We start from the raw sequence: 12,347 nt of genomic DNA on the forward strand, positions 1-12,347 counted from the left end.
AGTACTCTAAGTCTTGGAGAGGAATGGATTTCGAGTTTAGCTCTCAGACTGGATGTACATTTTTTTACTCAGTGACAGTATCAGGTCTGAGTCCTGATTGCGTACATTGCCTACAGCAACGCCGACCCTGAACCATTCGAAGGCCTCGGATGGCTCGCCCTGGTGCAGCACCATATGTTCGGCGCGCTCCTTGGGCGTGGCCGGGTCCAACCATTCCCTGGCTAGGTCTGGAGTCAATACCACGGGCCGCCGGTCGTGAATATCCACCATGCCGCCGGCGCTGTCGGCGGTGATTATCACGAAGCCGTCATGCTCGCCCGGGCCCTCGTCGCTATCGGGCAGTTGGCCAATGGCGGCGCACAGCACCGGCGCGCCGTCCCGCCGGCGGATCAGGTAGGGCTGCTTCTTCGGGCCGCCTTCGTCCACCCACTCAAACCAGTTATCGATAGGCGTGATTGCCCGGTGCGGCCAGATCGCGCGGAAGAACGGGCCGTGGGCCACCTTCTCGACGCGGGCGTTGATCGGCGCGGCGCGGTCCTTGGCCCAGTGCGGCCTCCACCCCCAGCGCACCGGATCAGCCAGTAGCAGTTCTCCCTGGACATGGAGCAGGGCGACCTGGGTGGTAGGTGCGACGTTGTATCGCTCCAGCGGTAACTCGCCTACGGAATTCACCATGGCGTTCGGCATGCTCAGGGCCGCAACGAAGTCATGAATGCCGCTGTATTGAGACAATCTCCCGCACATACGCAATTCTCCGCCTGTCGAAATCCCCTACAGAGAAATTGACCGCAAGCCCCTTACAAAGTTAACTGTACATTCGTACAGTATTTGCATAAGGCGTTGCCATGAGCTTCAACATCCTCGGCCAGATAGCTAATGGCGGCGCAAAGCTGCCTCTTTGCTCGTTTCACGTGCCGGCCGGCTTCCCTTCGCCCGCTGCTGACCACATCGAGCAGCACATCTCTCTGGATGAGGTCCTCAACATCAGAGCGCCCCACGTCTACCTGGTGATGATCACCGGGGAGAGCATGCAGGGTGCTGGGATTTTCGAAGGGGACCTGGCGGTGGTGGATAGATCTATAGAGCCGGCCCACGGACATATTGTAGTTGCGCTGCTCAACAATGACCCGATGTGCAAACGTCTTTGCAAGCGTGGCAAGGAGGTGATTCTGCTTTCCGAAAACCCAAAGTATCCCGCGCGCTACGTGCTGGAGGGCGACGAACTATCGATCTGGGGAGTGATAACCAGCACTGTGCGCAGCCATGTCTAATCAGCCAGTCTTTGCCCTGATCGACTGCAACAGTTTCTACGCCAGCTGTGAGCGAGTGTTCCGGCCCGATTTGGCCAAGGTGCCAATCGTGGTGCTCAGCAACAACGACGGCTGCGTGATCGCCCGCAGCTACGATGCTAAGCCCTTCATCAAGATGGGCGAGCCGTATTTTCAGATCAAGCACAAGCTCAAGCAGCACGGCATCATCCCGTTTTCCTCGAACTACGCACTCTACGGCGACATGAGCGAGCGCGTGATGACGCTTATTGAATCAATGGTGCCCGCCGTCGAGATCTACAGCATCGACGAAGCCTTCGCCGACCTCACCGGAATAGGCGGGCTCGACGCGCTCGGCCGGCAGATCCGTGCCCAGGTGCTGCGGTGCACCGGCATTCCCGTCGGCGTCGGCATCGCGAGCACGAAGACGCTCGCCAAGCTTGCAAACCACACCGCGAAGCGCCTGCAAGCGCAGACCGGCGGGGTGGTGAATATCACTGATCCGATTAAACGAGACTGGGTACTGCGCAATACCGATGTGTCCGAGGTCTGGGGAGTTGGCCGAAAAATGAAGCTCCACCTCGACGCCCTGGGCATCAAGTCGGCAATGGACCTGGCCAAGGCGGATCCGTGGACGCTGCGCAAGAAGTTCAGCATCGTGATTGAGAAGACCGCCAGGGAGTTGGCCGGCACGTCGTGCCTGGAACTGGACGAGCCCGACCCACCGAAGCAGGAGATCTGCTGCAGCCGAATGTTCGGTAAGCGCCTGACCGAGTTGCCGCCGATCAAGGAGGCGCTGGCCACCTACATGATGCGGGCCTCTGAAAAGCTTCGGGCCCAGGGTTCGCTGTGCAAGAAGGTCCGTGTCTGCATTCGAACCGGCATGTTCAACCCGGAAGAGGCCAAATATGCGAACGGGGTGGTGGTTGACCTGCCTTATCCAACCGACGACGTACGCCTGCTGACAAAGGCTGCGGTTGATGCGGTCGACCATATCTACAGGCCGGGCTTCAAATACAGCAAGGCCGAGGTGATGCTGCTCAACCTTTGCCGGCCAGGCGAGTACACCGACGATCTATTTGCTGTGTCGCAGCCTGCGGAGGCTACCAGGGTGATGACTGTGCTGGACCAGATCAATGACAGGTGGGGTCGGGGAACGCTACGGTCAGCTAGCGTGCCGACGAACCCTGACTGGGGCATGCGCCGTGAAATGATGAGCCAGAGCTACACCACCAAGCTGGACCAGCTTTGGTCGGTTGCCTGCAAGTAGCGATTACTCCGGTGCCATGAGAACTGCGAGCGTCAGCTTGATGAACTCTTCGTTGTCGTCAATGGTGTGCAACGCACCCCGGATGTTTTCTGCGACTTCGGCCGAGCCGCGCTGCTGGACCCAATTCGACAACTCCATGATGGAGGCTTCCAAGGCCAGCTGGTTTTCGTAGAGCTTGGAGAGTAGGGACGGTAGTAGGTCTGTATTCGGCATGTCTGTTCCTCCTTGAAGTGAACAGCTTAGCAGGGGGCTTAATCTGGGGATTTGATTTGCGTCGGCAGAACGCCAGGGAAGGGAATTGCGGAACAGATCGTTAAATTGCGGAACACAAAAGATAAGGGCCTGCATGAAGTTCATCATGCAAGCCCTTGATATCTATGGTGCCCGAACCCGGAATCGAACCGGGACGCCCTTACGAGCGGGGGATTTTAAGTCCCATGCGTCTACCAGTTTCGCCATTCGGGCGGTAGCGCGGTGTAGCAGGGTTGGGAATATATAGATCCAGGCGCCTCGACGCAAGGTCGGGCTGCCGCTTTCTTGCATAAGAGTGCGCATGAAAAAGCTTGGCAGATCAGTGATCTACATCGGCTTTAACAGGCGAACCAGAGGATTCCTACGCCACGGGAACAAGCTGCATAAATGACAGTCATAGCGATATGCCATCCCGGCAGTCTGGAAAGGAATCAGTTGATGCTCAGTGTTCGCAAGCGCTCTTGGCTAGTGGTTGTAGGTGTCATGGCACTGTCGGCCGGTACGGCACAGGCTGGGAGTGCGGTGAAGTGGGGAGATTTCAGCGCGTCAAGTGGTGACCGGTTGACGGGGGCTTCGCTGGAGGCGGGCAACCAGTATGCGTTGAAGGCGTCGAGCATTTCGGTGGGCGATATTGAACAGCTGCAAGCTGCGCAGAAACGTACCGATAGCGAGGTGCAAGGCCTGAAAAGCAAGCTGGAGGGGCAGGACCGCGCGTTCGATGAGTTCAAGCGCAAGGACGGTTCAAGCTCCAGTTCCAGTGACAGCCAGTTGGCGAGCCTCAAGCGCACGATCGACGATCAGAAAAGTACGATCGAGCGGCAGAAAAGCGACATCGACGGGTTGAAGCGCAGCCTGGATGATCTCAAACGCAGCGTGGATAGCTTGAGCAGCAAGGTCAAGTAGCCGCCGGGCTACCGGGCACGCAACAGGCCGGTGCCCAATGATGATTGATTGAAAACGAAGCCCCGGTTTGACCGGGGCTTCTGCATTTCTGGCTTATACGAAGGGCTGTGCGCCGAAGCCGCGTGGCAGGCGTTGCCGCCCTGGAAGGTCGGTCAGGCGTTGTGTCCAGGCACTGCGCCAGTCGGTGCTGGTGTGGGTCTTGGCTTGGCGCGAAGAACGGCGAGCGGCGTTGCGCTGGTTGCGGCGTGCTTCCTTGTACGCATCGGTATTGCGGCAGGTGCGGCATTTGACCCGGTTCAGCTCAGTGCTGGAGGGCAGATTGCTGCCGTGATGACCGCAGGCCAGATGCCCGGCGACCTTGAAGTGAATGACCATGTAAGCGTCTCCTTCTTATTGGGTGCGCGCATCGGTAAACCCACGATGCACGCGGGGAGGGCGGGGATTGAAAATCCGGGCACCTGAAATTATGACCACCGTGGGTGCAGCAGCGTTCGGTTTTGCCCTCGGACCTGTTCAACACCCCCCCTGGACGCTAACCTGCCACGCCACTGATCATGAAAAGGAGTGTGTGATGAGCGTCGAAACCCTGCCCCTGGAAGGCAGTTGCCGTTGTAACCGGGTGCGCTTCAGCGTGAGCCAGGCGCCGGCGATTACCATGGCGTGCCACTGCACCGGTTGTCAGAAGATGACCGCCAGCGCGTTCTCCCTCAGCGCGCTGATTCCCGCCAGCGCGTTCACCGTGACCCAGGGGTGCCCGGTGGTCGGCGGCCTGCACGGGGTCGATCGTCACTATTGCTGCCCGCACTGCATGAGCTGGCTGTTTACCCGCCCTCATGGCATCGATGAGTTCGTCAATGTGCGGGCGACGTTGTTGGATAACGCCGCGGATTACGTGCCCTTTATGGAGACCTGGACCAGCGAAAAACTGGCCTGGGCTTCCACTCCGGCAGTCGAAAGCTTCGAGCAGTTGCCGCAACCCCAGGACTTTGCGCGGTTGTTGCAGGCCTATGCCGAGTTCAGCGCTCGCTGAGTTCAGTCAATCAAGGCGAGCAGGTCTGTGTCGCCCACGTCCTGCCCGGCCTGGGTCAGCAGCGTGGTGACCTGGCCTCGATGGTGGGTCTGGTGATTGAAAAAATGTACCAGCAGGCCGCCAAACGGCTTGCTGGCCGCCGCGCCGAGCATGTTGTGGTAGTGCAGATGATGGTCGAGGTCGGGCTCGCGCAGGGTCTGGACCCAATCGATGATCAACTGGTCCAGCCAACGGCGCTGGGCCGTGAGTTCACCCAGGTCGGCGAACGCCAACTGCTTGAGGTCCGAGGGGGCGGCAATGGCGCTCAGAGGCGCCAGCGCCGCATAGCGTACGGGGTGCAGGGCAAAGCGTTTGAGCCAGACGGTGTCGCCCAACGTGAGGTGGTTGAGTGTGCCGAAGATCGAGCCGAAAAACGCTTGGCGGTCCACGCGCAATTCATCGTCCGTGAGCCTGGCGGCTGCGGCATAGACCTTGCGGTTCATCCACTGGTTGTAGGTCGCCAGCAGCGCCATTTGTTCGATGCGGTCCACGTGCTTCGCCCCTCGTTGGCAATGGTGCCGCCATCATAAGGCAATTACCTGGATGACCCGCAATTGCTACTGCACCTGGCGCAATAGGCCAAGTCCAGTGTCGACATTGCCAGCGCCCGGTGCGTTGATCGCGCCGTCGTCGACCCATAGGCGCCGCCGGCGGCATGGGCCTTCGATACAAGGGCGATCAGCAGGATCAACCCCAGGGTCACACCGATAAACATCAGGTTGCGCCGCAGCGCCCGCTGTTTTGCCGGCGGCAACAGCAACAACGTCTTGCGCGCGCCGCGATGGTGACGCGCACGGTATTTGGCAAACCCATCCATCTGCTTGGGGGTGTGTTTTTTGTGCATGATGCACCTCGCTTGAACTCAGTTTTCTACGCTCAGCACCGAAATGCCGCTGGCTTTGGCCAGGCAGACCAGTTCGGATGTGTCATCACCGCCCGGCAGGGCGATGACCACATCCGCGCGGCTGTCGGTCAGCATGAAATGGTTGCGCTGGCGTTCCGCCTGCTTGCCGTGGCGTTGCCAGTTGGGCGGATAGCGCACCACATCGATGCCGAGCTCCCGCGCCCAGTCCTCGATGTCGCTGCCGAGGAACTGGTTGCCGCCGTGAATCAGCACCTGCACCGGGCGCAGGCGGTGGTAAGCGTCCAGCACTTGGCGGGACTTTTTGCAGTCGGCGTAATGACGACCTGCACAGATCAAGACGCGCATGATCCTATTCCTTGTAAGGCACGCTGGCGTCCGGGCGACCGCCAGCGTTTAAACGGCGGGGGAACTCAGTACCACTGCTTGAAGCGGCGGATGTAGATCGTTTTCATCAGTTGGGCCACGCAGCAGTAGCTGAGCAGCGTGCCGACCAGCCACGGGAAGTACGCCAGTGGCAGTGGTTGCAGGCCCACCAGGGTGCCCAACGGCGAGAACGGTACGTAGATCCCCAACCCAATCACCACGCCGGTCATCAGCAACACCGGCCAGGCGGCGGTGCTCTGGAAGAACGGGATCTTGCGGGTGCGCAGCATATGCACCACCAGGGTTTGCGAGAGCAGGCCCTCGATAAACCAGCCGGACTGGAACAGGGTCTGCATTTCCACGCTGTTGGCGGAGAACACGTACCACATCAGGGCAAAGGTGGTGATGTCGAAGATCGACGAAGTCGGTCCGATCCAGATCATGAAGCGACCGATGTTCTTTGCATCCCACTTGCGCGGCTTGGCCAGGTACTCCTTGTCCATCTTGTCCCACGGCAGGGCCAGCTGGGAGATGTCGTACATCAGGTTCTGCAGCAGCAGGTGAATCGACAGCATCGGCAGGAACGGGATGAAGGCACTGGCCACCAGCACCGAGAACACGTTGCCGAAGTTGGAGCTGGCGGTCATGTTCAGGTACTTCATGATATTGCCGAAGGTTTCGCGGCCTTTGAGCACGCCTTCTTCCAGCACCATCAGGCTCTTTTCCAGCAGGATGATGTCGGCCGATTCCTTGGCGATGTCCGTGCCGCTGTCCACTGAGATACCCACGTCAGCATCGCGCAGGGCCGGTGCATCGTTGATGCCGTCGCCGAGGAAACCGACGGTGTGGCCGTTGGCTTGCAGCGCCTTGAGCACCCGGGACTTCTGCAGCGGCGTGAGCTTGGCGAATACGGTGCGCTCTTCCACGTGACGCGCCAGGGTTGCGTCATCCATCAATTCGATTTCCACCCCCAGCAGCGGCTGGCCTGGATCCAGACCTACCTGGCGGCAGATCTTGCGGGTGACCACGGCGTTGTCGCCGGTCAGGACTTTCACCGCCACGCCGATGTCTTGCAGCGCGGCAATCGCCGGGCCGGCGGTTTCCTTTGGCGGATCGAGGAACGTCAGGAAGCCCTGGATCACCAGGTTGCGTTCATCGACGGTGGTGTATTGCTGGCGGGCCAGGGCCTTGGGAATGTTGCGGATGGCCACGACCAACACGCGGAAGCCGTCTTCGTTGTAGTCATTGGCGATGGCCAGCAATTCTTCACGACGGCGCTCATCCAGCGGCACGGCGGCGCCCGCTTCCATCACGTGGGTGGAAATACCCAGCATCTCCTCCACGGCGCCCTTGCACACCAGCAGATGGTCGTCGGCAGCGTCCTTGACCACGATGGACAGGCGACGGCGTACAAAGTCGAACGGCAATTCATCGACCTTGCTGTAGGCAAACGGCACCTGGAACCTGGGGTTCTGTTGCGAGAACTGCACCACGGCCTGGTCCATCAGGTTTTTCATACCGCTCTGGTGGTAGCTGTTGAGCCAGGCCAGCGACAGCACCGCCTCATCACGCTGGCCGAAGGCGTTGACGTGATGTTCGAGGATGATCTTGTCCTGGGTCAGGGTGCCGGTCTTGTCGGTGCACAGCACGTCCATCGAACCGAAGTTCTGGATCGCGTTGAGGCGCTTGACCACCACTTTGCGCTTGGCCATGGCGGTGGCGCCCTTGGCCAGGTTGGCGCTGACAATCATCGGCAGCATTTCCGGGGTCAGGCCCACGGCGACCGCCAGGGCGAACAGGAAGGCATCGCCCCAATCGCCTTTGGAGAAGCCGTTGAGGAAGAACACGATCGGCACCATCACCAGCATGAAGCGGATCAGCAGCCAGCTGACGCTGTTCACGCCGCGATCAAACGCCGTCTGCACCCTGGACCCGACAATCGCTTTGGCCAGGGAGCCAAAGTAGGTGCGCGGCCCGGTCGCCACCACCACGGCTTTGGCGCGGCCACTGACCACGTTGGTGCCCATGAAGCAGATGTTCGGCAGGTCCAGCAGGTTGTCTCGGTCGGCGGCAAGGGCGCTGGCGGACTTTTGCGTTACATCCCCCAGGGTGTCGTATTTCTCCACCGGCAAGGCTTCGCCGGTGAGCACGGCCTGGCTGATAAACAGGTCGCGGGACTCGATCAGGCGGATATCGGCGGGGATCATGTCACCGGCCGACAGTTGCACGATATCGCCGGCCACCAGCTCGCGCATCGGCACTTCGCGCAGGGTGGGCTGGCTGCCCACCTGTTCACGGCGCAGGACGGTGGCGGTGGTACGCACCATGGCTTTGAGCGCTTCGGCGGATTTGGCCGAACGGTGTTCCTGCCAGAAGCGCAGCAGGCTGCTGAGCAGGACCATGGTCATGATTATCACGACTTTGGTGGGGTCGGCTTCTTCGCCAGCCTGCATCGGCAGCCAGCAATCGGTGAAAAAGCTGATGCCGCCCAGGGTCAGCAGCACGTAGATGAACGGGTTGTTCAGGGCCTGCAGGAACTGCACGATGGCGTGAGGCGGCTTGTCATGGGCTACCTCGTTGTGGCCTTCGCGTTGCAGGCGGGCGGTGGCGTCCAGTTCGGTCAGGCCATCCTGGGTGGCACGCACGTTGGCCAGGGTGGCCGACAGGCCGTTATGGGCTTCGCGGGCGGCACGCATCGACAGTTGGGTGTCGGTGGCGGTGCCGTGTTTATTGTGCAGCGGGGTGTTTTTTACGGCGCTCATTGTGTGTACTCCTGTCGCCAATTCTCGACAAAACATACCCGTTACTTACCTGAATGCAGGCGAGCGAAAGCATGCCGAGTCGCTGACTTCGCGATCGGTTTAAATAGGGTGTTAGATAACTTCCGCAGGCGCGTTAGTTAAAAGATGCGCAGCGATCTACAACTGGAAAAGTTCATAAAGGAACTCCAGAGCGTTAATCAGGAAGTTGCTGTTTCAGCTGGGATGAACGGCGCGAGCGCTCACAAGGATCCCAGGCACAAAACCTTCGGTCTCTGTGGGTCTATGGGGGAGGGGGCGACAACGCTCGTGCGTCGCGGCAGAAAAACGCCGCAGGCACGGTAGAGCCTGGTTCGCAGGGTTGCGACGGGCTTACGTACATCGGGTAAAACAAGGGTTGTGAAGGTCATAACACACCTCGGGACCGGACGGGCGACCGGCGAGGCAGTTACGGTGGAGCATCAAGCTCTAGCGCAGCTTACCGGACCGGGGAGGCGAGTCCTGTCATATTCTGGGTTGGGCGCCCGATGCCCGCCAGGGCGGTGCTCGGACAGCGACTAGATACTGTGTCCATTGGCTTCTTTTGTGAGGGTTAAAAAAGGCCCCAGTTGCGGGCACGGGCAATCTACTCAGACAGTTACAAAATGTCAACGCATGATTAATTAAATAGCCCGGCGTTCAGAGTTCATTCAGACAAGAGGCGTTCGAAAGTTACTTGATATATAACTTCATATGCCGCGTGCGGCGAGCACGGCCAGATAAATCAATACCAACCCGCAGGTGCCATAACTGATGCGCTGCCAAGTCGGCGAGGCATTCTTGCGCAGCAGGTTCACCAGTGATGCGATCAGAAAGCACGACAGCACCGAAGCCAGCATGAACCCGGCGAAAAACATCAGCGTCTGCCCATGGCTCGGGGTGGCGCCGACGATGCCGGACAGCGCGCTGCCCAGCGCGCCCCAGTAGACAATGTTTTTCGGGTTGGCCAGGGAGATCGCCGCGCCCACGGCCAGCGCATTCTGCCGGGTGCTGGCAGGCGCGCTGTCCGCCTCGGGCAAGTGCCAGGCGTCGATCAGGCTGCGCACGCCCAACCAGGCGAGGTACACCGCGCAGATGATCGTCAGCGGTACGCGCACCGCGTCATGCTGGATCAACAGCGCGATGCCGGTGAGGCCAATCACTGCCCAGACGGCGTCGCCTACCAGCGAGCCAAACTGCACCAGCAAGGCGGGTGTGAAACCGTGGAGCAAGCCACGGCGCAACGTCTCTGCCAGTACGGCGCCGGGGGAGAGGCAAAACACGAAACCAAAAACCAGCGCGTAAAAGAAGATCGTCAGCATGCCCGCGTCCTTTCAGGAAAGTGCGAGAGCATACGCTGGCAGAGGGTTGGCGATCCATATCTGCACACGCTGTTGTGGCAAGCCCGCTTGCCACAGGGGGATTCAACATGCCGTCAGGGCGTGGTCATTTACAGCCGCGCAATGCGGTCGAGCTCGGCCTTCAGCTCGCCAGGGCTGAGGTGGGCAAAGGGCAGGGCGAAAAACGCCCGGCAACGGGTGGCGATGGTCGCCAGCGTTGCGTCGAATGCGGCTTGGATATTGGTTTCATCGCCCTGCACATCCGAAGGATCTTCCAAGCCCCAATGCGCCTTCACCGCCGGCCCGAAATACACCGGGCAGGCTTCACCCGCCGCCTTGTCGCAGACGGTGATGACCACATCCGGCGGGCTGCCTTCAAATGCGTCATTGCCCTTGCTGTACAACCCCTCGGTGCGGATGCCCGCCGCCTGCAACGTGCTCAGGCTGCGCGGCAGGACCTGGCCCTTGGGAAAGCTGCCGGAGCTGACCGCGGCAAAACCCTGCGGGGCCAGGTGGTTGAACATCGCCTCGGACAAGATGCTGCGACAGCTGTTGGCGGTGCACATGAACAGGACTTTCATTGCGGTCTCTCCGTTAGATGCTCAGGCGCAACGCGAGGGCGGCGAGGGTGATCAGCAGCACCGGCAGGGTCAGCACGATCCCGACCTTGAAGTAGTAACCCCAGGTGATGGTGATGCCTTTGCGCGCCAGGATATGCAGCCACAGCAGGGTGGCCAGGCTGCCGATCGGGGTGATTTTCGGGCCCAGGTCGCTGCCGATCACGTTGGCGTAGATCATTGCGTCCTTGACTACGCCTACGGCATGGCTGGACTCGATGGACAGCGCGCCGATCAAGACGGTCGGCAGGTTGTTCATCGCCGACGACAACAATGCCGTCAGCACGCCGGTGCCCATGGCCGCACCCCACACGCCGTAAGTGGCGAAGGTATCGAGCCAGGTCGCCAGGTAGGTGGTGAGGCCGGCGTTACGCAAGCCATAGACCACCAGGTACATCCCTAAGGAAAAGATCACGATCTGCCACGGCGCTTCCTTCAGCACCTTGCGCGTGGAGATCTTATGGCCCTTGGCGGCGATCACCAGCAGGAGCACGGCGCACACCGCGGAAATCGCGCTGATGGGAATGCCCAGCGGTTCTAAAGCAAAGCAGCCGATCAGCAGGATGCCCAGCACCCACCAGCCGGCGCGGAAAGTGGCGCGGTCGTGGACCGCGCTGGCGGGGTCTGCGAGGTCGGCCGGGTCGTAGGTCTGCGGAATATCGCGGCGGAAGAACCACAGCAATATCGCCAAGGTGGCGGCGACGCTGACGAAGTTGACCGGCACCATGACCGCGGCATATTCGTTGAAGCCGATCTTGAAGTAGTCCGCCGAGACGATATTCACCAGGTTCGACACCACCAGCGGCAGGCTCGCCGTGTCGGCGATAAACCCCGCGCCCATCACAAAGGCCAGGGTCGCCGCCGGGGAAAAACGCAGCGCCAGCAGCATCGACATCACGATGGGCGTGAGAATCAGCGCCGCGCCGTCGTTGGCAAACAGCGCCGACACCAACGCCCCGAGCAGCACCATATAGGCAAACAATCGCCGGCCACGCCCGCGCCCCCAGCGCGCCACATGCAGCGCCGTCCAGGCAAAGAACCCGGCCTCATCCAGCAGCAGGCTGATGATGATCAGCGCGACAAACGTCCCGGTGGCATTCCAGATGATGTGCCACACCACCGGGATATCGGCCAGGCTGATCACGCCACAGGCCAGGGCCAGGATTGCCCCCATCGTGGCGCTCCAGCCCACGCCGAGGCCCTTGGGCTGCCAGATAACCAGAACGATGGTGAAGATAAAAATGGCGACTGCGACAAGCATGAATAAACGCTCCGGTGGTTCAGCAGCAGGTGCTGGCTCGTTGTGGTCTGTCGCCCATTGCACCCAGACGCTGTGCGTCGTTGTGCAACCATGGCTGGTTGGCTTGCAGGGTGATGTCCAGCACCCGGATGACCCACTCGGGCAGGTCCGGGTTGACGCGGTAGTAGATCCATTGGCCCTGGCGACGATCCAGCAGCAACCCGCAACTGCGCAGTTGCGCCAGGTGGCGGGAGATTTTCGGCTGGCTGTCGTCCAAGGCATGGATCAGTTCGCACACGCAAAGTTCGCCTTCACGCTGAATCAATAACGTAAGGCGTGCCCGGGTGGCGTCGGCCAGGCATTTGAACAGGGTGGGCGGGGAG

Annotated in this window: 14 protein-coding genes, 1 tRNA gene and 1 pseudogene; 4 read left to right on the top strand and 12 right to left on the bottom strand. The window is 60.6% G+C overall.

Annotation, left to right across the window (positions count from 1 at the left end):
• Positions 1-36: 36 nt before the first annotated feature.
• Positions 37-744: an SOS response-associated peptidase family protein gene (locus tag J1G35_RS10910; RefSeq protein WP_223014957.1), complete on the bottom strand. Its 708-nt coding sequence runs from the start codon at positions 742-744 to the stop codon at positions 37-39.
• A 101-nt stretch (positions 745-845) separates the two neighbouring features.
• Between J1G35_RS10910 and J1G35_RS10915 the strand changes: the two genes are divergently transcribed.
• Positions 846-1,271, top strand: a complete 426-nt coding sequence (locus J1G35_RS10915) for a S24 family peptidase (RefSeq protein ID WP_223014958.1) — start codon at positions 846-848, stop codon at positions 1,269-1,271.
• Positions 1,264-2,538, top strand: coding sequence for a translesion error-prone DNA polymerase V subunit UmuC (umuC, locus tag J1G35_RS10920; protein WP_223014959.1), 1,275 nt, complete (start codon positions 1,264-1,266; stop codon positions 2,536-2,538). Before J1G35_RS10915 ends, umuC begins: the two co-directional genes overlap by 8 nt.
• Positions 2,539-2,541: 3 nt before the next feature.
• Here umuC and J1G35_RS10925 read toward each other — a convergent pair whose 3' ends face one another.
• Positions 2,542-2,751, bottom strand: coding sequence for a hypothetical protein (locus J1G35_RS10925; RefSeq protein ID WP_223014960.1), 210 nt, complete (start codon positions 2,749-2,751; stop codon positions 2,542-2,544).
• A gap of 165 nt (positions 2,752-2,916) precedes the next feature.
• A tRNA-Leu gene (locus J1G35_RS10930) sits at positions 2,917-3,003 on the bottom strand.
• A 225-nt stretch (positions 3,004-3,228) separates the two neighbouring features.
• On the opposite strand from J1G35_RS10930, the gene J1G35_RS10935 reads away from it, so the two are divergent.
• Positions 3,229-3,693 (top strand): hypothetical protein, encoded by a 465-nt coding sequence (locus J1G35_RS10935; protein WP_223014961.1) that lies wholly within the window; start codon positions 3,229-3,231, stop codon positions 3,691-3,693.
• A gap of 93 nt (positions 3,694-3,786) precedes the next feature.
• On the opposite strand, the gene J1G35_RS10940 is transcribed toward J1G35_RS10935, so the two are convergent.
• A complete protein-coding gene (locus J1G35_RS10940; protein ID WP_053129634.1) occupies positions 3,787-4,068 on the bottom strand; it encodes a hypothetical protein in 282 nt (93 codons plus the stop codon).
• A 196-nt stretch (positions 4,069-4,264) separates the two neighbouring features.
• On the opposite strand from J1G35_RS10940, the gene J1G35_RS10945 reads away from it, so the two are divergent.
• The gene (locus J1G35_RS10945; RefSeq protein WP_223014962.1) at positions 4,265-4,723 is read left to right on the top strand and encodes a GFA family protein; all 459 of its coding nucleotides are present in this window, start codon (positions 4,265-4,267) and stop codon (positions 4,721-4,723) included.
• 2 nt (positions 4,724-4,725) lie between these two features.
• Here the strand turns inward: J1G35_RS10945 and J1G35_RS10950 are convergent, their stop codons facing one another.
• The 8 genes and pseudogenes from J1G35_RS10950 to J1G35_RS10985 all read right to left on the bottom strand — a co-directional run.
• Positions 4,726-5,253 (bottom strand): DinB family protein, encoded by a 528-nt coding sequence (locus J1G35_RS10950; protein WP_223014963.1) that lies wholly within the window; start codon positions 5,251-5,253, stop codon positions 4,726-4,728.
• Positions 5,254-5,352: 99 nt separating this feature from the next.
• Positions 5,353-5,606: pseudogene (locus tag J1G35_RS10955) on the bottom strand (hypothetical protein); the annotation flags it as partial.
• A gap of 18 nt (positions 5,607-5,624) precedes the next feature.
• The gene (locus J1G35_RS10960; RefSeq protein ID WP_223014964.1) at positions 5,625-5,972 is read right to left on the bottom strand and encodes a DUF2493 domain-containing protein; all 348 of its coding nucleotides are present in this window, start codon (positions 5,970-5,972) and stop codon (positions 5,625-5,627) included.
• A 65-nt stretch (positions 5,973-6,037) separates the two neighbouring features.
• Positions 6,038-8,752: a magnesium-translocating P-type ATPase gene (mgtA, locus tag J1G35_RS10965; RefSeq protein WP_223014965.1), complete on the bottom strand. Its 2,715-nt coding sequence runs from the start codon at positions 8,750-8,752 to the stop codon at positions 6,038-6,040.
• Positions 8,753-9,477: 725 nt separating this feature from the next.
• Complete coding sequence (locus tag J1G35_RS10970; protein ID WP_223014966.1) at positions 9,478-10,089, bottom strand: LysE family transporter; 612 nt, start codon at positions 10,087-10,089, stop codon at positions 9,478-9,480.
• A 128-nt stretch (positions 10,090-10,217) separates the two neighbouring features.
• The gene (locus tag J1G35_RS10975) at positions 10,218-10,688 is read right to left on the bottom strand and encodes an arsenate reductase ArsC (RefSeq protein WP_223014967.1); all 471 of its coding nucleotides are present in this window, start codon (positions 10,686-10,688) and stop codon (positions 10,218-10,220) included.
• Between the two features lie 13 nt (positions 10,689-10,701).
• Positions 10,702-11,985 carry an arsenic transporter gene (locus J1G35_RS10980; RefSeq protein ID WP_053129652.1) on the bottom strand — a complete coding sequence of 428 codons (1,284 nt, stop codon included), beginning with the start codon at positions 11,983-11,985 and terminating at the stop codon, positions 10,702-10,704.
• 19 nt (positions 11,986-12,004) lie between these two features.
• The coding region (locus tag J1G35_RS10985) for a metalloregulator ArsR/SmtB family transcription factor (protein ID WP_223014968.1) at positions 12,005-12,347 on the bottom strand (343 nt) is incomplete at its 5' end.

Source organism: Pseudomonas sp. SH10-3B (assembly GCF_019891415.1).
In the GTDB taxonomy this organism is placed as follows: domain Bacteria; phylum Pseudomonadota; class Gammaproteobacteria; order Pseudomonadales; family Pseudomonadaceae; genus Aquipseudomonas.

What these genes read in the sequence shown, in the direction of transcription:
- J1G35_RS10910 (WP_223014957.1), bottom strand. Translation starts at nt 744, where the DNA reads ATGTGCGGGAGATTGTCTCAATACAGCGGCATTCATGACTTCGTTGCG.
- J1G35_RS10980 (WP_053129652.1), bottom strand. Translation starts at nt 11,985, where the DNA reads ATGCTTGTCGCAGTCGCCATTTTTATCTTCACCATCGTTCTGGTTATC.
- J1G35_RS10925 (WP_223014960.1), bottom strand. Translation starts at nt 2,751, where the DNA reads ATGCCGAATACAGACCTACTACCGTCCCTACTCTCCAAGCTCTACGAA.
- J1G35_RS10915 (WP_223014958.1), top strand. Translation starts at nt 846, where the DNA reads ATGAGCTTCAACATCCTCGGCCAGATAGCTAATGGCGGCGCAAAGCTG.
- umuC (WP_223014959.1), top strand. Translation starts at nt 1,264, where the DNA reads ATGTCTAATCAGCCAGTCTTTGCCCTGATCGACTGCAACAGTTTCTAC.
- J1G35_RS10935 (WP_223014961.1), top strand. Translation starts at nt 3,229, where the DNA reads ATGCTCAGTGTTCGCAAGCGCTCTTGGCTAGTGGTTGTAGGTGTCATG.
- J1G35_RS10975 (WP_223014967.1), bottom strand. Translation starts at nt 10,688, where the DNA reads ATGAAAGTCCTGTTCATGTGCACCGCCAACAGCTGTCGCAGCATCTTG.
- mgtA (WP_223014965.1), bottom strand. Translation starts at nt 8,752, where the DNA reads ATGAGCGCCGTAAAAAACACCCCGCTGCACAATAAACACGGCACCGCC.
- J1G35_RS10970 (WP_223014966.1), bottom strand. Translation starts at nt 10,089, where the DNA reads ATGCTGACGATCTTCTTTTACGCGCTGGTTTTTGGTTTCGTGTTTTGC.
- J1G35_RS10960 (WP_223014964.1), bottom strand. Translation starts at nt 5,972, where the DNA reads ATGCGCGTCTTGATCTGTGCAGGTCGTCATTACGCCGACTGCAAAAAG.
- J1G35_RS10945 (WP_223014962.1), top strand. Translation starts at nt 4,265, where the DNA reads ATGAGCGTCGAAACCCTGCCCCTGGAAGGCAGTTGCCGTTGTAACCGG.
- J1G35_RS10940 (WP_053129634.1), bottom strand. Translation starts at nt 4,068, where the DNA reads ATGGTCATTCACTTCAAGGTCGCCGGGCATCTGGCCTGCGGTCATCAC.